19 protein-coding genes and 1 pseudogene are annotated in these 20,992 nt (G+C 48.5%); all 20 read left to right on the top strand.

Annotated elements, in window-relative coordinates:
* Positions 1-183 (top strand): IS3 family transposase (locus T504_RS0109205; protein WP_033170790.1); only part of this gene is annotated, 183 nt, incomplete at its 5' end.
* A 231-nt stretch (positions 184-414) separates the two neighbouring features.
* On the top strand, positions 415-1,923 hold the full coding sequence (locus T504_RS13925) for a methyl-accepting chemotaxis protein (protein ID WP_051635304.1): 1,509 nt from the start codon (positions 415-417) through the stop codon (positions 1,921-1,923).
* 212 nt (positions 1,924-2,135) lie between these two features.
* Positions 2,136-2,246: pseudogene (locus T504_RS14245) on the top strand (TIGR04076 family protein); the annotation flags it as partial.
* Between the two features lie 82 nt (positions 2,247-2,328).
* The gene (locus T504_RS0109215) at positions 2,329-2,823 is read left to right on the top strand and encodes a QueT transporter family protein (protein WP_033170791.1); all 495 of its coding nucleotides are present in this window, start codon (positions 2,329-2,331) and stop codon (positions 2,821-2,823) included.
* Between the two features lie 22 nt (positions 2,824-2,845).
* Positions 2,846-3,664, top strand: a complete 819-nt coding sequence (locus T504_RS0109220; RefSeq protein WP_033170792.1) for a zinc ribbon domain-containing protein — start codon at positions 2,846-2,848, stop codon at positions 3,662-3,664.
* A gap of 273 nt (positions 3,665-3,937) precedes the next feature.
* Complete coding sequence (locus tag T504_RS0109225) at positions 3,938-4,435, top strand: hypothetical protein (protein ID WP_033170793.1); 498 nt, start codon at positions 3,938-3,940, stop codon at positions 4,433-4,435.
* Positions 4,436-4,665: 230 nt separating this feature from the next.
* On the top strand, positions 4,666-5,499 hold the full coding sequence (gene nudC / locus T504_RS0109230) for an NAD(+) diphosphatase (protein WP_033170794.1): 834 nt from the start codon (positions 4,666-4,668) through the stop codon (positions 5,497-5,499).
* Between the two features lie 121 nt (positions 5,500-5,620).
* Positions 5,621-9,016 carry a DNA polymerase III subunit alpha gene (locus T504_RS0109235; RefSeq protein ID WP_231473890.1) on the top strand — a complete coding sequence of 1,132 codons (3,396 nt, stop codon included), beginning with the start codon at positions 5,621-5,623 and terminating at the stop codon, positions 9,014-9,016.
* Positions 9,017-9,111: 95 nt separating this feature from the next.
* A complete protein-coding gene (locus T504_RS0109240; RefSeq protein WP_231473891.1) occupies positions 9,112-10,341 on the top strand; it encodes a D-alanyl-D-alanine carboxypeptidase family protein in 1,230 nt (409 codons plus the stop codon).
* Positions 10,341-11,069 carry a pseudouridine synthase gene (locus T504_RS0109245; RefSeq protein WP_033170796.1) on the top strand — a complete coding sequence of 243 codons (729 nt, stop codon included), beginning with the start codon at positions 10,341-10,343 and terminating at the stop codon, positions 11,067-11,069. Before T504_RS0109240 ends, T504_RS0109245 begins: the two co-directional genes overlap by 1 nt.
* Positions 11,066-12,310 (top strand): BaiN/RdsA family NAD(P)/FAD-dependent oxidoreductase, encoded by a 1,245-nt coding sequence (locus T504_RS0109250; protein WP_033170797.1) that lies wholly within the window; start codon positions 11,066-11,068, stop codon positions 12,308-12,310. Before T504_RS0109245 ends, T504_RS0109250 begins: the two co-directional genes overlap by 4 nt.
* A gap of 25 nt (positions 12,311-12,335) precedes the next feature.
* The gene (gene aroA / locus T504_RS0109255; RefSeq protein ID WP_033170798.1) at positions 12,336-13,634 is read left to right on the top strand and encodes a 3-phosphoshikimate 1-carboxyvinyltransferase; all 1,299 of its coding nucleotides are present in this window, start codon (positions 12,336-12,338) and stop codon (positions 13,632-13,634) included.
* A 35-nt stretch (positions 13,635-13,669) separates the two neighbouring features.
* A complete protein-coding gene (gene cmk, locus T504_RS0109260; RefSeq protein WP_081823424.1) occupies positions 13,670-14,326 on the top strand; it encodes a (d)CMP kinase in 657 nt (218 codons plus the stop codon).
* 9 nt (positions 14,327-14,335) lie between these two features.
* On the top strand, positions 14,336-14,932 hold the full coding sequence (locus tag T504_RS0109265; RefSeq protein WP_033170800.1) for a lysophospholipid acyltransferase family protein: 597 nt from the start codon (positions 14,336-14,338) through the stop codon (positions 14,930-14,932).
* Positions 14,933-15,046: 114 nt separating this feature from the next.
* Entirely contained in the window at positions 15,047-15,874 is an 828-nt protein-coding gene (ispH, locus tag T504_RS0109270) for a 4-hydroxy-3-methylbut-2-enyl diphosphate reductase (RefSeq protein WP_033170801.1), read from the top strand.
* A 2-nt stretch (positions 15,875-15,876) separates the two neighbouring features.
* The gene (gene rpsA, locus T504_RS0109275; RefSeq protein ID WP_231473892.1) at positions 15,877-16,926 is read left to right on the top strand and encodes a 30S ribosomal protein S1; all 1,050 of its coding nucleotides are present in this window, start codon (positions 15,877-15,879) and stop codon (positions 16,924-16,926) included.
* Positions 16,927-17,046: 120 nt separating this feature from the next.
* Positions 17,047-18,441, top strand: coding sequence for a DUF512 domain-containing protein (locus T504_RS0109280; protein WP_033170802.1), 1,395 nt, complete (start codon positions 17,047-17,049; stop codon positions 18,439-18,441).
* Between the two features lie 30 nt (positions 18,442-18,471).
* Positions 18,472-19,803 (top strand): ribosome biogenesis GTPase Der, encoded by a 1,332-nt coding sequence (gene der, locus T504_RS0109285; RefSeq protein WP_033170803.1) that lies wholly within the window; start codon positions 18,472-18,474, stop codon positions 19,801-19,803.
* Positions 19,803-20,396 carry a glycerol-3-phosphate 1-O-acyltransferase PlsY gene (gene plsY / locus T504_RS0109290; RefSeq protein WP_033170804.1) on the top strand — a complete coding sequence of 198 codons (594 nt, stop codon included), beginning with the start codon at positions 19,803-19,805 and terminating at the stop codon, positions 20,394-20,396. The genes der and plsY overlap by 1 nt, the downstream gene beginning before the upstream one ends.
* 142 nt (positions 20,397-20,538) lie before the next feature.
* Positions 20,539-20,985, top strand: coding sequence for an ACT domain-containing protein (locus T504_RS0109295; RefSeq protein WP_033170805.1), 447 nt, complete (start codon positions 20,539-20,541; stop codon positions 20,983-20,985).
* Positions 20,986-20,992 lie beyond the last annotated feature (7 nt).

Here is a 20,992-nt window from a genome sequence, read left to right on the forward strand (position 1 = left end):
CCTATGGAAGGATTCTGGGGCATCCTTAAGCGGGAGATGTACTACGGCAGACGTTTTACCAGCAAGTGTGAACTTATGCGTTCGATTGAAGCATACATTCATTATTACAACCACAAGCGTGTGCAACGTAACCTTGGTATCCTAACACCGATAGAGAAACATACCTTGTATTTAGCCGCATAAAAAGGCCGGCAGACGAATCTGCCGACCAAAGAAATCTTATATTTTTTTATTGTCCTCTTGACGGGGAGCAGTTCAGTTTTTAATCAGAGGGATTTTTTTGGCAGGAAACTATCCGCAGGGTGACGAATATTGCAATAATATCATATTGTTCGGCAAATTGACGCGTGACGCATAAGTAGAGGTCCTTATCCGATTAGTTGTGCCCAATGGGCAGAGACAGGGAGGTACAAGATGGATCTGAAAAAGAAGACGGTAATATTCCTGAACGTATGTATTGCGTTCGCATGCCTCTGCGTTGGTATACTAGCCTACAAAAATGCCGATGATGCCTTTTCGGATGTATATATTGGCAAGGTCTCGGATGATGCTAGCCATCTTAGCATGCTGCTTGACAAACAATATCCCGGAAATTGGCAGATAAAAAATGGTAGACTGTACAAGGGCGATAGTCTCATGGAAGATTTGACGGATGGGATTGATGGTATTGCTGGGGAGGATGCGATAACCATTTTTCGCGGGAATACGCGCGTTTCGACGACGCTGAAACAAGATGGCAACCGTGCGGTGGGAACGCAGGCGGCAGAAAAGGTTGTCGAGGCGGTAATCGGCCGGGGAGAAAGATTAGCCGTTGAGACGGATGTGCTTGGGGTGCCATACTTTACCTGCTATTTGCCGATTGTTTCCGCAAGTGGCGAGCGGATTGGCATGTTTTTTGTCGGCGCGCCCAGTGCGCCGGTAATCGAAGTTCAGCATCGGTTCGTTCGCAATATGATTCTTACCATCATCGTTTTGGTGCTGATTATAGGGGTGCTGGCAACTGGTATCATCGCCAACCAGATGAAGCGGATTCTCGAAGTGCAAAAGACATTAGCAGCCATCGCTGGTGGGGATTTGAGCGGTAGTGATATTACATTTAATGGACAGGATGAGATCGCTAAGCTCAGTCAAGATGCCAATACGATGAAGAATGCCATGAAGTCTATCATGGAAAATATTGCGTCTTCGGCGGAGCAGGTCGCAGGTGGGGCGAAGAATATCTCGGATTCGAGTATGGTTCTATCGCAGGGAGCGGCGCAACAGGCTTCTTCCGTAGAAGAGCTCTCGGCCTCCATTGCCGAAATTTCCTCCCAGACGAAAAGCAATGCCAATAACGCCGAACGGGCCAATGGCATAACCGTCGTTACGCGGACAAATGCCGAAGAAGGCAATGAGGACATGATGCGTATGCTGCAAGCGATGGAGGAGATAAATGCTTCGTCGGGGGATATTTCAAAGATCATCAAAGTGATTGACGAAATCGCCTTCCAGACCAATATCTTGGCCCTCAATGCTGCGGTAGAAGCTGCCCGGGCAGGCCAGCATGGCAAGGGATTTGCAGTCGTGGCCGAAGAAGTTCGCAATCTGGCGGCACGCAGCGCCAAAGCGGCTAAAGAGACTACCGAGCTGATTGAAAGCTCGATTGAAAAAGTCGATAATGGTCAGCTGTCTGCGCAGCAGGCGGCAGAAAAGCTAAAGACCATCGTGGAAAATGTATCCGAAGTCGCGGACCTTGTAGAATCCATTGCGAAGGCCTCAAAGGAACAGAGCCTTGCCATCGAACAAATCAATCAGGGCGTGTTACAGGTATCGCAGGTAGTACAGGCAAATTCAGCTACGAGTGAAGAAAGTGCCGCGGCAAGCGAAGAACTCAGCCGTCAGGCAGAACTCCTCAGTGAGGAGGTCCGGAAATTTAAAATCTGAGAACGGAAAAACCGTTGGCAAGAGCCGTGCGCTCGTACCAACGGTTTTCGTTATTTCCAATAGTAAAGCGATAATCCTTCCAGTAGGTTAAGCGATGGAAGTTTTGCCGGTCGACAAATTTTAAACAATGGCGTTATAATAAACACAACTGTTTGGTAAGGGGATGTTGGCTATGGATTTTGAGGTGATAAGGTGAAGAAGGTGCGGAAAACTTTTATGAAGGTTGGATGAAGAATCCGCGCTCGGCCATGATTTCCTGCAATGATGGCTTCCGTCCCGTAAGTTTTTTGCTGGAAGCTTTGGATGAGGAGGCTGAGCCATAAGTGTTATCTGCCGAAGAGGGAACGGTGTGATTGGTTCTTGGAATCGGTTTATGGGATATTTTTAGTAGGAGGAGTTATTTTCATGAGAGATAAGAGCTCGTCGCGATTTATGGCACAGGGGGCGGTGATTGCGGCGATATATGTGGTGCTGACGGTCGTTTTTGCACCGTTTTCGTTTAAGGAGATTCAGGTCCGCGTGGCGGAAGCATTGACCGTGCTTCCCGTTTTTACACCGGCGGCAGTCCCTGGGGTGTTTCTTGGCTGTTTGGTGGCGAATATCTTTGGTGGTGCACCACTGCCAGATGTAGTGTTTGGTTCCCTGGCAACCCTATTGGGAGCTGTGGGAACCAGATTGTTGCGGCAAAGACGGCCAGCATTGGCATTGGTCCCGCCAATCGTTGCCAATATGCTTATCGTGCCGCTTATTTTGCGCTATGCGTATGGTGTGCCATTGCCAATTCCGGTTATGATGGCAACCGTTGGCGTGGGGGAATTGATTTCTTGTGGAGGTTTAGGGCTGTTGCTTTATAAGGCACTGTCTGTGCATCGCGGGGGATTTTTTAAGGATAATATTTAATCACGGATAGAGAGGGAATCGAATGTTTTGTAGTAATTGTGGGAATGCGTTAAATGATAGTGCGTATTTTTGTCCTGTGTGTGGCAATCGCTGTCGCCGGAAGATAAAGAATAAATGGAAGAAAAGTGGTTGGGTATTTTTCCTGGCAATATTTGCTCTGATTGGCGTGGTTTATTTTGTAATTGAAGGATTTTCATCAAAGGAAAATCATGTGCGATATTCGTTAACCCAGTTGACTCTAGCGGTCGATAAGGGGGATTTCGATCTTGCAGAGAAATATGCAGATTTTGATTCGCTCACCGAAAGTTTTTATACGGATTTTTATGATGCACGCTATAAAAAAGATAAAAACGACTTAAAAGAAGATAGCATAAAAATCCATCGGGAAAAGGAAACCGAGCGGCTGTTAAGTGAAGAGTTACAAGAAAAACCGCAAAAGGAAAAGCAAGGAAATCTCTCCAAAATGCGTAGAATAGTAAAAAAAGCTATCAGTGTCGATAAGTCGTCGTATATGTATCAGGCACCGACTGACCGTTTTAGCTGGACGCATAACAATAGCGAAGAAGATTATGTTAATTACCTGATTTACTTAGCGCAGCAATATGCTCCGGAGATAAAATATATTGATATTGATGGGGACAAGGCAATTGCTACTGTCGAATTTAAAGCGAAGAACGAGTATATAAATCCTGAGCAAGCAACAGTAAAATTAGAATTGAAGAGCGATAATGAGGGAAAATGGAAAGTCGTGAGCATTGCTAATTTCGCGTCGGTGTTCCAAGAAGCCTTTACGGCCAAAAATGATTTGGTACGTCGATACCGTTATGCTAGTTATAGATAATGGAGTTAAACAACGACAATGCTTTTATTTGGTGCTTTTGGAGTTTTTGTTAAATCGAGTGTCGAATGACAGGTTGTTTAAAACAAAATGATCAGTGAATGGAGATGTTAGTATGAAAAAATGGTTAGTAGCATTCTTGCTAACATTGGTTATAACGATATTTACTCAGGAGGCATTTGCAGCGGAACATAATATATCTGCAACAGGAACATACGTAGCTGGATCATCTGAAACGTTGGATTATTAGTACAAGAGGATTCATCGCTAAAAGAGTTGAATGATAGAAAAGATGAAAAAATTAAAACAAAAGAAAAATATGATGCTCTTGCTGGAATGATTCGCAACCATTATTTGAAAATGTCTGTAATAAATCATGAGGAGGCCGATAAAATAAATCGTCAATTTGGTGAACATACAAAAGATCAGTGTTTAGCAATGTTTTATAAAGAAATGCACGATACCCAATATGATAAAGCTAAACATTGGGCAGAGATGGGCGCTTTTATATCTACAACACCTAGAGAGTGTGGAGAATTTGCATATTTACAGGCACAAGCTGAGATTGCAAAACAAGACAATGAATGGATGATGCTGCGACTGCTTAAGGATGTCCAACGAGTTTATGAATATTTAGGAGTTACAGAATCAGAGAAGAATAATATTTCATATTATTATCAGACGATATTTGACTATGTTGTAAATTGGAAACCTAAAGTATTAAAATTGGCGTACAATAAAACTGTATATTTTTATGGCAAACGAGCTTTATAAGGAGATAAGTTAAGGTACTGCTTGTGTCGACAAACGATAGCGATTAATCTTGGTGCCTTCTATTAAGGCCCCTGACAGTAGATGACATTTAGATAATAGGCTAATTAAAAGATATAGTATAATAAATTAGGAGCTTTATATAGACTGGGAGATTAATATTGTGAGGAAGTTCAAGGTAGTCAAAATATGGGATTAATGGTAGTTTCGTTAAAAAGTGGAGGTTGATGTTCATGCTTCAGGATATAAGGCCGCATAAGTTATACAATCAGTATCAGGCAGACAAGGTGTGCCAGCCGGATGATGTGCTCATTTGCCTTAAGGATAAGACGCTTTTGGTCGGCGGTGCGGAGCATGAGCTGCAGTTCCCGAAACGGAAGGAGTTAGCTGGTGATTTTACCTGTCAGTATCTTTTTTCGCTGGATGAACAGGATTACTATCTGGGATTTTCCGAAGAGGAAATCGTGGCGGAGGGATATCGCTATGAGACCTTGCGCGATATCCGTTATCAGTATAAAGGTCCGCGTCATTTGATGTATGCTGCGTATACGGCTTATCATCTTGCCATGTGGTACCGGGATAATCGCTTTTGCGGCCGCTGTGGTCATGAGACACAGCATTCGGAGGTGGAGCGGGCGATGGTATGCCCTGCCTGTGGCAATGTGATTTATCCGCGGCTGATTCCTGCCGTGATTGTTGGCGTCATCGATGGCGACCGCATCCTGATGACGAAATACGCGAATCGCAAGATGTCCTTTTATGCGCTGGTGGCTGGCTTTACTGAAATCGGTGAAACGCTGGAGGAATGCGTGGCCCGCGAAGTCATGGAAGAGGTTGGCCTCAAGGTCAAGAACATCCGCTATTATAAATCCCAGCCCTGGGGGAGTGCCCTGGACATTCTGACGGGATTTTTCTGTGAAGTGGATGGCGATACGACGATTCGCCTCGAAGAAGAGGAACTCAAAGAAGGCGTTTGGGTAAAGCGTGAGGATATCGAAGGACAAGCCGACGATTTCAGTCTGACTCATGCGATGATGATGGCATTCAAAGAGGGAAAGATTCGTTAAGGCGCCTGGAAAACTTAATCCGGTTTAAAATGAGCATAGGCCTCTACGGCTATGCTCATTTTGTGCTATACTAGTAAGCACGATAAAGGAACGAAAAGTATTGCGAGAAGGAGATAGATAGATGGTCAGCAAGATTCCATTTTGCCACCTTCATACCCATACAGAATTTAGTCTGCTCGACGGCGCGAGCCGCATCAAGGAGCTTGTCGCCACGACGAAAGAGCTGGGCATGGATTCACTGGCGATAACCGACCATGGCGTCATGTTTGGCGTTATTGATTTTTATAAAGAGTGCAAGAAGCAGGGCATAAAGCCAATCATTGGCTGTGAGGTCTATGTGGCGCCGACTGACCGCCGGGAACGGCAGGAAGTGGGCGGCGTTAAATATTACCATCAGATTCTGCTCGCGGAGAATCAGACGGGCTATAAGAATCTCGTGCAGCTCGTGTCCCTGGCGAACATTGAGGGCATGTACTATAAGCCGCGCATCGATAAGGAGCTTTTGCGCAAGTACCACGAGGGAATTATCTGTCTTTCGGCCTGCATTGCCGGTGAGATTCCGCGCGCGCTCATTCAGGATAATAAAGAGCGGGCGGAGGCATTGGTCAAGGAGTATCTCGATATCTTTGGGCGCGAGAACTTTTTCCTGGAAATCCAGAATCATGGACTGCCCGAAGAACGCAAGGCTAATGCCGGTCTTATCGAGCTAGCGAAAAAATATGATGTTGGCTTGGTAGCGACCAACGACTGCCATTACGTCAAGCGCGAGGACAGCGAGTTCCATGATGTGCTTCTTTGTATCCAGATGGGCAAAACCATCGACGATCCGGACCGCATGCGGTTCAACAGCGATGATTACTATTTGAAGTCTCCCACCGAAATGGCGAATCTGTTTCCGGATTATCCTGAGGCGATTTCCAATACGCAAAAAATCGCAGATCGCTGTCAGGTGGATTTTGAGTTCGGTCATATCCAGTTGCCGTATTATCCGATTCCGGCGCCGTATGCCGATGATGAAGCCTATTTGCGGGCTCTTTGCGAGCAGGCAATGCCTTCGCATTATCCGGATGCTTCGCCAAAGGTCAAAGAGCGTTTGGAATATGAGCTCGGCATCATCCATAAGATGGGATATGACAGCTATTTTTTGATTGTTTGGGACTTTATCAATCATTCCCGTGAAGTTGGCATTTCCGTTGGCCCAGGGCGTGGCTCAGCAGCGGGGAGTATTGTTGCATATCTCTTGGGCATTACCAATCTTGACCCGCTGAAATACGATTTGCTCTTTGAGCGATTCTTGAATCCGGAACGCGTAACCATGCCGGATATCGATGTTGACTTTTGCTATATCCGCCGTGAGGAAGTCATTGATTACGTTAAAGAACGTTATGGCTACGATCATGTGGGACAGATTGTCACGTTCGGAACGATGGCGGCCAAGGGGGCTGTTCGTGATGTGGGCCGCGTGCTTAATATGCCGTATGCACAGGTAGCCGATATTGCGAAGCTTATCCCCAACGAACTAAAGATGACCCTGGATAAGGCATTAAAAGAGTCCAAAGAGTTCAAGTCCATGTATGATTCGAGCCCTGAGGTCAAGCGGCTCATCGATCTTGCCCGCAAAGTCGAAGGTCTGCCACGTCATTCTTCGACGCATGCTGCCGGTGTCGTTATCGCGCGCAATCCGTTGACAGATTATCTGCCAGTCACGGTGTCCGATGGCACGTTGGTGACGGAGTTTGATAAGGACCATGTCGAGGAACTCGGCCTTTTAAAGATGGACTTTTTGGGCCTTCGCACGTTGACGGTTATCAGCGATACGTTAGCCAATATCAAAAAGACCCGTGGAGAAGATATCGATATCAACAAGATTCCGCTCGAGGATGAAATTACTGCGAAAATGCTTTGCGAGGGTCGGACTGGTGCCGTGTTCCAGATGGAGTCCTCCGGCATGACCCAGCTCGTGAAGGATTTGGCGCCCCGGGGCTTTACGGACCTCATTCCTACGGTGGCACTGTACCGCCCAGGGCCGTTGGGCAGTGGCATGGTCGAGGATTTTATCGGCGGGCGTCATGGCCGCAAGGAAGTTCAATACATGCATCCGCTGCTAGAGCCAATCTTAAAGGAGACCTTTGGGGTCGTGCTCTATCAGGAGCAGGTTATGCAGATCGTTCAGGTGCTGGCTGGCTTCTCGCTGGGACAGGCCGATCTTTTGCGCCGTGCTATGGGAAAGAAAAAACACGAAATCCTGATGGCGCAGAAGACGAACTTCTTGTCGGGATGTGCGAAGAATAACATCGAACCGGGCCTTGCCAATCGCATCTTCGATCTGCTGACGCATTTTGCCGATTATGGGTTCAACAAATCCCATAGTGCTGCTTATGCGTTGGTGGCGTGGCAGACGGCGTACCTCAAGGCCCATTATCCGTCGGAGTTTATGGCGGCCATGCTTACGAGCATCATGGATACGCAGAAGGTGCCAACGTACATCGAACTTTGCCGCCGGATGGGCATTAAGATCCTGCCACCGGACATCAACGCCAGCTCGGCGAATTTCAGTGTCGATGGTGAGGCTGTGCGCTTTGGCCTGGCTGCGGTACGCAATGTTGGCGATGCCGCGATTCAGGACATTACCCAGGCTCGTCAGCAGGATGGTCCGTTTAAGTCGCTAGTGGATTTTTGCAGCCGCGTGGATATGGGCAAGGTGAATAAACGCGTTATCGAAAGCCTCATTAAGTGCGGTGCTTTTGATACTTCTGGGGCGAAACGCAGCCAACTGTTGGCTGTGTTGGAACAGGCAGTAGGCGAAGCTCAGCGTCAGCAAAAAGATGCGATGAATGGCCAGCTGGGGCTGTTCAGTGAAGAGACTATGGGAGAAGCTGGCGAGTTGAAACTGCCGGATATTGAAGAGATTTCTGAGGCAGAACGTTTGGAGTGGGAAAAGGACACCACGGGATTCTATATCACCGGTCATCCGCTCGATCAGTTCCGTCGCAAACTCGATAACTTGCCGGGGATTGCAACTCTTTCGACGGGCGTGGTGAAGGATAAGCAGGTCGTTCGGGTAGGTGGCATGCTGACAGAACTCAAACGCATCACGACCAAGAAGGGGGATACCATGTGCTTTGCAACGCTGGAGGATTATACCGAGCGCATTGAAGTCACCGTGTTCCCACGGATATTCTACGAGAATGTTAACCTGTTGGTGCCGGATATGGCGGTGGTTCTTCAGGGCAAGGCCGATATTTCCGATGATGGCGTCAAGATTTTGGCGGATAAAATCTGGTCTCTTCGCGACTATCAGCCGGAGTATTATTTGCTACTCCCCGAGGGAGAATTTGCGGAGGATATGAAAGAGAAACTCAAGGGGATTTTAGCCGCGCATCCTGGGAAATTGCCGGTTTATATTCATCAGGGACGCTGGCAAAAACTTGGCGATTCTTTTTGGGTGGATGACAGTGAAGAAGTGTTGGAAGAGCTTAAAAAACTGTTAGGGGATAAATCAGTTAAAAAACGCTAAGTCCTTTGATTTGCCAAGGAAAAGGGCAAATGTTACAATAGGAAGTATGTATCATAGGGGAAGCTGGAGTCCCCTGGGGAATGGAGTGTATGTTTTTGAATAAGGCAATTCAGAAGAGAGTTGCAGCTTGTCTGGTAGGAGCCGGAGTAGTTCTCGGAACACCGGTGCAGCTGGCGATTGCACAACCGGCTAATCCGGTGATGCATCCGGCGGCGAAAGTGGTGAATCCGAATGCGAAAAATTTGGGGATACAGGTGACAGCTAACGATGCGATGCCGAATCTTATGGCGCGCTCGGCTATCCTGATTGAAGCGAAGACGGGAAACATCCTTTATGAGCGCAATAAGGATGCGCGTCGTTTTCCCGCCAGCACGACCAAAATCATGACGTTGATTGTTGCCCTTGAAAAGGGCAATTTGGACGATATGGTAACGGTAGGGCCCAATGCTGTGGGGGTAGAAGGCTCCTCGTTATATTTGGAAAAGGGCGATAAGATGCCACTGCGAGAGCTCTTGACAGGCATGATGATGCAGTCGGGAAATGATGCGACGGTGGCAGTGGCCGAGCATATTGCAGGCTCAGTGCCGGCGTTTGCCAAGATGATGACGGATAAAGCCCGTGAGATCGGTGCGGTGGGGACGAATTTTGTCAACGCGCACGGCTTGCCGGATGATAATCACTATACGACGGCTCACGATTTGGCACGGATTACGGCTTATGGCTATTCCCTGCCGGAGTTTGAGTCTATCGTAAGCGTTCAGGATGCGGACTATAACTGGCTTCGCGATCCATCGAAGCACATCACCAGCGAGAATAAATTGCTTTGGCAGTATCAGGGGGGCAATGGCGTAAAGACAGGGTATACCGAGCGGGCTGGACGCTGTGTGGTCTCGGCGGCCAAACGGGACGGCGTTCAGTTGATTGCCGTTGTTCTCGATGATCCGGTGATGTGGACAGATGCTTATGCGATGTTGGATTACGGCTTTGCCCATACCCGGCCCAGTTCCTTTTGCAAAGCGGGCGAAGAGGTGACAAAGATAAAAGTGGCCGATGCCCATATCGATGAAATGGCGCTCGTGGCTGCCCGTGATTCGGTCATTGGGACGTTGTATGACGAAAATCCGAAGCTCGAAAAGAAAATCGAGGTGCCGGATAAAATCAGCGCACCAGTCAAAAAAGGTGATGTTGTTGGCAAGGCCATCTGTTATGTGGATGGTATGGTTGTCGATCGTGTAGATTTGCTGGCATCTCAAGATGCTCCTTATCATACCTTTTGGTCGGATTTGACGACATGGTTTACGAAGTTGATGAAAGGATTGTTCTGATGCAGGAACGCTTGCAGAAAGTTATCAGTCAGGCTGGGATAGCTTCCCGGCGGGCGGCGGAAAAAATGATACAAGAAGGCCGGGTCAAGGTGAATGGCAAGCTCGTTACGGAACTTGGCGTAAAAGTCGATCCATTGTTGGCAGATATTCGCGTGGATGGCAAAAAAATTTCTGCACAGCAGCGTCATGTTTACTTTCTGCTCAATAAGCCCAAAGGCTATATTTCCACAGCTAAGGATGAGCGAGGCCGCTCGACGGTATTGGATTTGCTGCCGGAGGTCAAAGAGCGCATTTATCCGGTGGGGCGCTTGGATAATAACACAGAAGGATTGCTTATCCTTACCAATGACGGTGCATTGATGAACGGTTTGCTGCATCCCAAATATGAAGTGGAGAAAACCTATATAGCCCGCATTGCTGGAGAGCCGGAGGAAATTGTGCTGGACCGTTTGCGTCAAGGGATTCGGTTGGAAGATGGGATGACCGCTCCGGCCAGAGTTCGTTTGCTAACACAAGGCGGCGGACAAAGCCGGGTGGAAATCACGATTCATGAGGGGCGCAATCGGCAGGTTCGCCGTATGTTTGCTGCCATTGGTTCCGATGTGAAGGCGTTAAAGCGTGTAAAGTTTGCAGGTCTTACGTTAGAGGGTGTCGGTCGTGGAAAACATCGGGAGCTTACGGCAAAAGAAATTTCCGCGTTGTATAGATTGGCAGGATTAAAAGCATGAAACAAATCGTGGTAGTAGGTGCCGGGCCCGCTGGAATGATGGCAGCCATCAAAGCGGCTGAGAACGGTGCAGAGGTTGTAATCCTCGAGAAAATGAAAAAGCCAGGTCGTAAGATGATGATTACGGGCAAAGGCCGCTGCAATATCACGAATGCAGCCGATGTGCCCGAAATCATCCGCAATATCCATGGCAATGGACGGTTCCTCAATAGTTCGATGCGTGCCTTTGACAATCAGGATGTCATATACTTTTTTGAAGGTCAGGGGGTGCCGACTAAGGTGGAACGTGGCAATCGCGTCTTTCCGGTCAGCGATAAGGCCCAGGATGTGGTCGATGCCATGGTGGAACGCATCCATGAATTGGGGGTGACGATCGAAACCGAAACGACGGTAAAAGACATCCTCACCCAGGAGGGAAGAGTGGCTGGCGTTCGCACGAAAACTGGGGCTATCTACAAGGCCGATGCCGTGATACTCTGCGTTGGCGGGGCCTCGTATCCGGGCACTGGTTCTACGGGAGATGGCTATGCGATGGCCGAGGCCTTGGGGCATACCATTGAGACGGTTCGTCCGTCGCTGGTACCGTTGGTGGCAGAAGACGATTGGGTTAAAGAGGTACAGGGGCTTTCCCTGCGCAATGTTCGCGGGACGCTTCGGGTAGATGGAGAAAAGGCTGCGGAAATGTTTGGCGAGATGATGTTTACGCATTACGGAGTGACGGGGCCCATTATTTTGTCCATGAGCCGGACAGCGTCGGAATACTTGGCCGCAGGGGACCATTTTCTGGAACTATCCATCAATTTGAAGCCAGCACTTAGTGAAGAAAAGTTGGATGCTCGTATTCAGCGCGATTTTGAGAAATATCAGCGCAAGCAGCTCGGAAATGCTTTGGTGGATTTGCTCCCACATAAGCTTATTGGACCGGTGCTCGACAGTGCTTTCTTGGCACCGGACAAGCCGGTTCATCAAATTACCGTCGAAGAACGTCATCGCTTAGTGCAGACCTTGCAGGATTTGACACTGGTTATTACGGATACCCGTCCATTGGCGGAAGCAATCGTCACGGTGGGAGGCGTATCGGTGAAGGAGATCAATCCCAAGACGATGGAATCAAAACTTGTTCCGGGGCTGTACTTTGCGGGGGAAGTTGTCGATGTGGATGGCTACACTGGTGGCTATAATCTCCAGGCAGCTTTTTCCATGGGGGCCGCTGCAGGCAACTGGAGCGTCTGGAATGATTGATCAATGACAAGAGAGGAGTGGCTTTATGGATACCAAAACGATAGCAAAAGCAGCAGCCGGTCTGAGGGGAGAAATTCAAATCCCGGGGGACAAGTCGATTTCGCATCGCAGCGTTATGTTTTCGGCACTGGGCAATACGCCGGTCCATATCACGAATTTCCTGCATGCGCAGGACTGTATGTCTACGGCAGCTTGTATGGAAGCACTGGGCGCAAAAGTCGAATTTAAAAGCGACACGGAGCTGGTCGTTACGGGCAATGGCCTGCATGGGCTGGAAGAACCTCAGACGATTATTGATGCGGGAAATTCCGGTACGACGCTTCGGCTTATGATGGGGATTTTGGCACCGCAGCCATTCCTTACGACCTTTACCGGTGATGCCTCGTTGCATAAACGTCCGATGGGGCGTGTCATTGCGCCACTGTCGAAGATGGGAGCAAAAATTTACGGCCGTCAGGAGAATCAGAAACTGCCAATCACTATCGTTCCATCGGCCGGGAAGTTAACGGGGATGACCTATAACAGCCCCGTGGCCAGTGCGCAGGTCAAATCGGCAATCCTTTTGGCTGGTATGTATGCGGAAGGGGATACAACGGTCGTGGAGCCCTTCACTTCCCGTGATCATACAGAACGCATGTTGGAAGCATTTGGCGTACATACGGAAAAAAATGGTACGGCAGTTACCATTCATCCGGTAAAGGAATTCCAGGCGCCGCAGGAAATCGAAGTCCCTGGTGATATCAGCTCGGCTGCTTATTGGCTGGTAGCAGGCTGCATCGTTCCGGGCAGTGATTTGATGCTTCGCAATGTAGGTGTCAATGTGACGCGTACCGGCATCCTTGATGTGCTCAAAGATATGGGAGCGGACATTGAGCTTCTCAATGCGCGCATCAGTGGTGGTGAAGCGGCTGCGGATATTCACGTCCGTTACAGCAAGCTACATGGCACGGAGTTCGGTGCAGAAATCATGCCGCGGCTTATCGATGAGATTCCGGTTATTGCCGTAGCAGCCCTTTTCGCTGAGGGCGATACGATCATTACGGGAGCTGGTGAGCTTCGCGTCAAGGAGACGGACCGGTTGCAGGCAATTACCGATCAGTTCAACAAACTTGCGCCAGGGGCTGTGGATGGTACCGAAGATGGTTTGGTTATTCATGGCGGAAAATCGATACAGCATGCGCAGGCTTTTTCGTATGACGACCATCGTATTGCTATGTCACTGGCAATTCTCGGTGCGGCTGGGGATGGCGTCATCATCGAGAATCCGGAATGTGTCAATATTTCCTATCCGACGTTCTATCAAACGCTAGAGAGCTTACGCTAATCAATAAATTACCCATTTAGTAGGAGGAAAAGATTTTGAAGAAATTAGTTGTTGCCATTGATGGGCCGGCAGGTGCCGGCAAGAGTACCGTTGCGCAGCTGGCGGCCAAGAAACTTGGCTACACCTATATCGATACGGGAGCAATGTATCGTGCCGTTGCCTGGAAGTCACTGCAGCAGGGCAAGGCAATTACCGATGAATTGATCCTTGAAGTAGTCAAGGATATTGATGTGAACTTGCAGTATGCTGACGGTAAGACGAAAGTTACTGTTGATGGTACGGATGTCAGCGCGGCTATTCGTACGCCGGAAGTCAGCGGTATTGTTTCCCAGGTGGCAGCACTAGGGCCGGTCCGCGTCAAGATGGTTGACCTTCAGCGTAAGATGGCCGAGCGCGGCTCTATCCTCATGGATGGCCGTGACATTGCCACCAACGTTTTGCCGAATGCGGATGTGAAAATCTTCCTGACGGCCTCCATTGAGGAACGGGCTAAGCGTCGGTGGAAGGAATTGAAGGAAAAGGGCTACGATATCACGCTGGAAAAGCTCCAGCAGGATATTGCGGCTCGGGATAAGGCCGACAGCGAGCGTGAGATCTCTCCTTTGGTACAGGCTGAGGATGCAACGCTGCTCGATACGACGGGACTTTCTATTGACGAAGTCGTTTCCCGCATTCTTTCCATGTGTCAGTGAGGTGATTCGATGCTTTACGGATTGCTTCAGATTATTTTTGGCATCATATTTAAAGTCCTGTTTCGGGCTGAGATTATCGGCCGAGAAAACATGCCAAAGGATGGGGCTGTTATTTTAGCTGCCAACCATATGAGCAACTGGGACCCGCCTTTTGTGGCAACATTCCTTTCCCGGCCGGTAAGTTACATGGCAAAGGTGGAACTCTTTAAAAATCCGATTTTTGGCCGGGCGATTACCGCCTGTCATGCCTTTCCCGTCAAACGCGGCGCAGCTGACCGCGGAGCAATCAAGGCGGCAATGCAGGTCTTAAAGCAGGGACGCTGTTTGGGACTTTTTCCGGAAGGTACTCGCAGCCGCACGGGAAAGATGCGCAAAGCCGAGGCTGGCGTTGGCCTGATTGCTTCGATGACAGGTGCTCCGGTAGTGCCAGCGGCCATTATCGGCACGGACCGCATCTTTGCTAACGGCGGATATTTCCCAAAACTCAAAGTTATCTATGGCGAACCCATGAAGTTTACTGGTGATCATAAGGATAAAGAGCAGCTGGAAGCATTTTCCCAGTCTATTATGGATAAGATTGCGGAAATGAAAGAAAAAAATCTTTGAATTTGTGAAAAATAATTTGCTTGTCATGGTAATCTATGCTAAACTAGATGTTAGATTGCGAAAAAAAATATAAAATATACCAAATTCGCATGACTAATAATTGGTGGTTGATGTATGGAAGTCATTTTAGCAGATTATCTTGGTTTCTGTTATGGCGTCAAGCGCGCAATAACGATTGCCAGAGAAAATGCTTCCGCTGATGGCACCGCTTGTACATTAGGGCCAATCATCCATAATCCGCAGATGGTCGAACGTCTCAGTAATGAGGGCGTAGGTTCTGTAAGCAGTTTGGATGAAATGGAAAAAGGTACGGTCATCATTCGTTCCCATGGGGTAGGGCCTCAGGTTTATGCTGATGCTGAGAATCGTGGATTGACGGTGGTGGATGCGACCTGTCCGCATGTCAAGAAAGCACAACTTTCTGCCAAATCGCTGGTGGATGAAGGCTATCGTGTGGTCATTATTGGCGAGAAGGAGCATCCGGAGGTACGTAGTATCTTCGAGTGGTCGAATACTGAGGCGAAAATCATCGAGACAGTTGAAGAAGCCGATGCATTGCCCAATTGTGCTAAACTTGGTATCGTGTGTCAGACGACCTTTTCGGGAGAGAAATTTCGAGAAATCGTCACGCACTTGCTGGAAAAGTCCCGCGAGGTAAAAATCCTGCGGACAATATGTACAGCGACGGATCAGCGACAGGCAGCAGCTATGGATTTAGCTGCGAAAGTTGATAGGATGCTGGTTATTGGCGGCAAGAACAGTGCCAATACATCACGTCTTGCACAGCTTTGTGCAACAAAATGTGTTACTTACCATATCGAAACTGCGGCGGAGCTGCAGGACGAGTGGTTTGATAAAATTGAAAAAATTGGTATTACAGCGGGCGCTTCGACGCCTGACTGGATTATCAAGGAGGTATATAAAAAGTGTCAGAACAGATGAACATGGAAGAATTATTAGCAGAGGCAGAGAACTCGATGCCGGATATCCAGGAGCGTACGGTTGTTGAAGGTACCGTCATCCAGGTTTCCCGCGATGAGGCCTATGTTGATATCGGCTACAAACAGGAAATCGCTATCCCGAAGAGAGAACTCGCTTACCCGGCTCCGGAGTCCGCAGCTGATGTTGTTAAGGTTGGCGACAAGATTGACGTTTATGTTGTTTCCCTCGGTGGCGACAACGGCGGTATGCTCTCTAAGGTAAAAGCTGACCGTATGGTTGCTTGGAAAGATATGGAAGCAATCAAAGAGCGTGGCGAGCATGTTCAGGCTCAGGTCAACCAGGTTGTTAAGGGTGGCCTCGTGGCTTCTGTTAATGGCCTCCGCGGCTTCATTCCGGCTTCCCAGATGGAGCTCCATTTCGTAAAAGATCTGTCTGTCTATGTTGGTCAGACGGTTGAGTGCGAAATCATTGAAATCGACGTTCACAAACAGCGTCTGGTTCTTTCCCGTCGTGCACTTCTCGAAGTTGAGCGCGCTGAGAAAGAGGGCGAAATCTTCTCCACCCTCGAGGCTGGTACGACGGTTCGCGGTACGGTTAAACGCATCGTTGACTATGGTGCATTCATCGATATCGGTGGCGTAGATGGTCTGGCTCATATCTCCGATCTCGCTTGGCACCGTGTAAAACATCCGTCGGATGTTCTCGAAGTTGGTCAGGAACTCGACGTTTATGTTAAGTCCGTTGATACGGAAGCAAAACGTATCTCCCTGTCTGTAAAAGACACGATGCGTGATCCGTGGCTCGACAATGCTGAGAAATACGCTGAGGGCGACATCATCGAAGGTAAAGTTATCAAACTGACGGATTTCGGTGCATTCATGGAAATCGAGCCGGGCTTTGATGGCCTGATTCCGATGGGCGAGCTCGCTGAGAAACGCATTGAGCGCGCTGATGAAGCTGTTCATGTTGGCGATGAAGTCAAAGTTAAGGTCCTTCGCATCGACATGAAACGCAAACGCATTTCCCTGTCCATCACGAAAGCTAAAGACTAATAGCTGATAATAAATCAACTGGATAGAATGACTCAGAGGAGTGATGATACAAGCATCACTCCTTTGTTTTTGATGGAAGAAAAGATGTAAAGAACTGAATCGAAAGAAAGAGAACGAGAAATGAGCAAGCAACATGCCGGTGTAATTCTGCGGGTTTATCCAGGCAGCCTGGCCGAAGAACTAGAACTGGTGCCAGGAGACAAAATCATAGCGATCAATGAGCAGGAATTAAACGATATCATTGATTTGAGTTTTGCCATGGCCGATGAGGAAATCGATATGCTCATCGAGCATGCGGATGGCCAGCAGGAAATGATATCCTTTGACAAAGATTTTGACGAGGAATTGGGCGTTGAGTTTGAATCAGCTGTATTTGATGGCATCCGCAATTGTGCGAACCATTGTTATTTCTGTTTTGTTGATATGATTGCCCCTCATATGCGGAGCAGTCTATCGATAAAAGATGACGATTATCGGCTGTCCTTCCTGTATGGGAATTTCGTGACCATGACGAATATGGGGCCTAGGGATTTCAAACGGATTGAGCAGTATCATTTGTCGCCACTCTATGTTTCGGTTCAGTGTATGAATCCGGAGCTCCGTGCGCAGATGCTCCGTTGCAAGGGGGCCGCGAAGATTGCGGAGCAGCTTGATAACTTGGAAAAAGCAGGCTGTGACTATCACACGCAGGTGGTCTTGTGTGCCGGACTTAATGATGGGCCGGAACTTGAGCGCACGATTCGCGATATTGTGGCACGTCGGCCGCATGCACTATCGATGGCGATTGTTCCGGTGGGACTTACCAAGTACCGGGATGATCCATTTCCGCTGCGGCAATTTGATGCGGAAGGAGCGGCGCGGGTCATTGACGAAGTAGAAAAATGGCAGGCTAAGATTCGTCAGGAAGAGGGCCGTACTTTTATCTACTTAGGTGACGAGTTCTATTTGCTCGCTGGCAGGGAAGTTCCAAAGACGGATTTTTACGATGGGTTCCCTCAGCTGGATAATGGCATTGGTCTTACGCGAAGCTTTCTAAACGATTGGGAGAAGACGGAGGAAGTGACGGATTCCTATTCGGAGCCTGTATACCTCGATGTGGTAACGGGGACTTCCGTGGCGCCAGTTTTGCAGCAGTTGGCGGATTCGGTCCAGAAGGAGAATCTTTACATTCGCATCGTGCCGGTGAAAAATGATCACTTTGGTCACACGGTCAATGTTTCCGGATTGCTGACGGCTAAGGACATTATGAAAACGTTGGATAGTCTGCCAGGACCGCGTACGGGGATCTTGATTCCAGAGTCAGCGCTTCGTTCGGGAGAAGATATTTTCCTTGATGATGTGTCCTTAGAGGAGTTTCAGGCGCATTATCCGGAGGCACGCATTGAACCGGTGCAGGGCGGTAAGGATTTTCGCCTGGCGCTGACTGGCTGGAATGCGTACCATAAGGACCGCCAGAATGAAACTGCCTACACTTGGCAGAGCAATGCCGGGTATACGAAAAATATTCAATATTGATAGGATTTTATATAGAAAGAAGGTAATATCATGAGTAAACCAATCGTGGCTATCGTTGGCCGTCCGAACGTAGGAAAATCTACTTTGTTCAATCAGATTGGCAAAAAACGTGTTTCGATTGTCGACGACATGCCGGGCGTTACGCGTGACCGCATTTATTTGGATGCGGAATGGCTCAATCATGAGTTCACGATGATTGATACTGGCGGTATCGAATTTGATGAAAGCAATCATATCCTAAAGTCCATGCGGAGTCAGGCTCAGTTGGCAATGGAAGAAGCCGATGTGATTTTGTTCCTCGTCGATGGCCGTGCCGGACTTACGACGGCGGATGAAGAAGTTGCTAAGATGCTGCGCAGCACGAAGAAGCCGGTTATTTTGGGCGTCAATAAGATTGACAGCCCGCAGCTAGTCATGAATTCGTACGAGTTTTACAATCTGGGTCTCGGGGATCCCATTGCTCTGTCGGCTTCCAATGCCATGAACCTTGGCGATTTGCTCGATGCGATGGTAGCAGCATTCCCCAAGCATGAAGCGGAGGATAAGGATGAAGATGAGATCAGCATTGCGGTAATTGGCCGCCCGAACGTGGGCAAATCCTCGATTGTCAATCAGCTTCTTGGTGAGGAACGCGTCATTGTCAGCGACATGGCCGGCACGACCCGCGACGCCATCGATACGCATTTTGTCAAAGATGGCATGAAGTTCATGTTGATCGATACGGCTGGCATGCGCCGCCGTGGCAAAATTGATGAACCGGTTGAGCGCTATAGTGTGATGCGTTCTCTGCGTGCCATTGACCGCGCCGATGTCGTTTTGATGATGATTGACGCATCGGAAGGCATTACGGAACAGGATAAGAAAATTGCTGGTTATGCGCATGAATCAGGGCGTGGCGTCATCATTGTCGTCAACAAATGGGATATCTATCCGGATAAAGATGACAAGTCAACGCTTCGCTTTACGGAAGATTTACGCGATGAAATCGGCTTCTTACAGTATGCGCCGGTTCTTTATGCTTCGGCTTTGACTGGTCAGCGCGTAGGCCGTGTTACAGACTTGGTCAAATACGTTGCTGAGCAGCAGTCCATGCGCATCAAGACGAGTGTATTGAACGAACTCATTCGTGATGCCGTATCCATCAATCCGCCCCCCATGCATCGGGGCCGACGTTTGAAGATCTTGTTCATGACGCAGGCGGATGTCAAGCCGCCGAAGTTTATCATTTTCGTCAACGATCCGGAACTCATGCATTTCTCGTATTTGCGTTTCATCGAGAACCGTCTGCGCGAAATGTATGGTTTCGAGGGCACGCCCATCCGCTTGATTGTACGCGCGCGGGATGAGGAGGATGAGTACTGATGAACATGGTACTAGCTTGTGCGATTGCCTATATCTTGGGGTCGATTCCCAATGGGCTTGTCTTTGGCAAGTTGCTTTGGCAGGTTGACCTTCGTGAGCATGGCAGTCACAATATCGGTGCGACGAATGCTTGGCGAACGCTGGGCAAAGGGCCGGGCTTTTTGATTTTCCTGTTGGATTTCCTCAAGGGAGCCATCAGTGTATATATCGGTATGAAGCTTGGGGATACGGCACTGGCATGTGTGCTAGCTGGTGTTTTTGCAATTGTTGGACATTCCTGTTCGCTTTTCCTGAAGTTTAAAGGCGGAAAAGGTGTGGCCACGGGACTCGGGGTCATTGTCATGATGATGCCAATTCCTGCGTTGCTGGTATTTTTAGTTTGGCTTGGAGTGGTTAAGTTCAGCGGTTATGTGTCGCTGGGATCTATCCTTGCTGCGGCTCTTGTCCCTGTTTTGGCATGGCAATTTGGGTATCCTGTTGAGTATATTGGGTTTGGCATTTTGGCAGCCGCCTTCATCATCATTCGCCATCATGCCAATATCGGACGTTTGCTCAGTGGAACCGAAAGTAAAATCAAGGCAGGACATCGTTGACAAATAATGTTACAAAATAGGTAAAACAATAATAGATATTACAGGTGAAGTGGACATTTGTAAAAATAAAGTTGCTATTCGTCCACTACTTGTGGTATACTATCTTTTGTCAGTAGAAAATTATCCATTGGAGGCGCTATATATGAATAATCAGAAGAGTGGGTTCTTCCTCGTTCGTGAAGAGATTCTCCCGGAAGCAATTAAAAAGACGATCAAAGTCAAAGAAATGCTGAAGCGTGGCGATGCTCGCACTATCAACGAAGCCGTTGAGAAGATGGAGCTTTCCCGCAGCGCTTACTATAAATATAAAGATTATGTGTTCCCGTTCTATGAGGCAAGCCAGAACAAAATCGTTACGCTTACGTTCCTGCTTGAGCATAAGAAGGGCGTTCTTTCGAGTGTACTCAACACGATTTCGTCGGATTCCGGCAGCATTATGACCATCAATCAGGGGATTCCTTTGCAGGGAGTTGCCAATGCGACGGTTTCGATTGAGACGGCAAACCTCAGCGTTGACCTGGAAGCTTTGCTTGATAAGCTTCGCATGGTTGATGGCGTGAAGCGTTTGGAAGTTCTCGGTCAGGCTTAAACAGTGG

The sequence above is a fragment of the Selenomonas sp. ND2010 genome (assembly GCF_000702005.1).
Lineage (GTDB): Bacteria > Bacillota > Negativicutes > Selenomonadales > Selenomonadaceae > Selenomonas_A.

Excerpts from the sequence above, each read along its gene's own strand:
- T504_RS13925 (WP_051635304.1), top strand. The coding sequence starts at position 415 with ATGGATCTGAAAAAGAAGACGGTAATATTCCTGAACGTATGTATTGCG.
- T504_RS0109215 (WP_033170791.1), top strand. The coding sequence starts at position 2,329 with ATGAGAGATAAGAGCTCGTCGCGATTTATGGCACAGGGGGCGGTGATT.
- T504_RS0109220 (WP_033170792.1), top strand. The coding sequence starts at position 2,846 with ATGTTTTGTAGTAATTGTGGGAATGCGTTAAATGATAGTGCGTATTTT.
- nudC (WP_033170794.1), top strand. The coding sequence starts at position 4,666 with ATGCTTCAGGATATAAGGCCGCATAAGTTATACAATCAGTATCAGGCA.
- T504_RS0109235 (WP_231473890.1), top strand. The coding sequence starts at position 5,621 with ATGGTCAGCAAGATTCCATTTTGCCACCTTCATACCCATACAGAATTT.
- T504_RS0109245 (WP_033170796.1), top strand. The coding sequence starts at position 10,341 with ATGCAGGAACGCTTGCAGAAAGTTATCAGTCAGGCTGGGATAGCTTCC.
- T504_RS0109250 (WP_033170797.1), top strand. The coding sequence starts at position 11,066 with ATGAAACAAATCGTGGTAGTAGGTGCCGGGCCCGCTGGAATGATGGCA.
- aroA (WP_033170798.1), top strand. The coding sequence starts at position 12,336 with ATGGATACCAAAACGATAGCAAAAGCAGCAGCCGGTCTGAGGGGAGAA.
- T504_RS0109265 (WP_033170800.1), top strand. The coding sequence starts at position 14,336 with ATGCTTTACGGATTGCTTCAGATTATTTTTGGCATCATATTTAAAGTC.
- ispH (WP_033170801.1), top strand. The coding sequence starts at position 15,047 with ATGGAAGTCATTTTAGCAGATTATCTTGGTTTCTGTTATGGCGTCAAG.
- rpsA (WP_231473892.1), top strand. The coding sequence starts at position 15,877 with ATGGAAGAATTATTAGCAGAGGCAGAGAACTCGATGCCGGATATCCAG.
- T504_RS0109280 (WP_033170802.1), top strand. The coding sequence starts at position 17,047 with ATGAGCAAGCAACATGCCGGTGTAATTCTGCGGGTTTATCCAGGCAGC.
- der (WP_033170803.1), top strand. The coding sequence starts at position 18,472 with ATGAGTAAACCAATCGTGGCTATCGTTGGCCGTCCGAACGTAGGAAAA.
- plsY (WP_033170804.1), top strand. The coding sequence starts at position 19,803 with ATGAACATGGTACTAGCTTGTGCGATTGCCTATATCTTGGGGTCGATT.
- T504_RS0109295 (WP_033170805.1), top strand. The coding sequence starts at position 20,539 with ATGAATAATCAGAAGAGTGGGTTCTTCCTCGTTCGTGAAGAGATTCTC.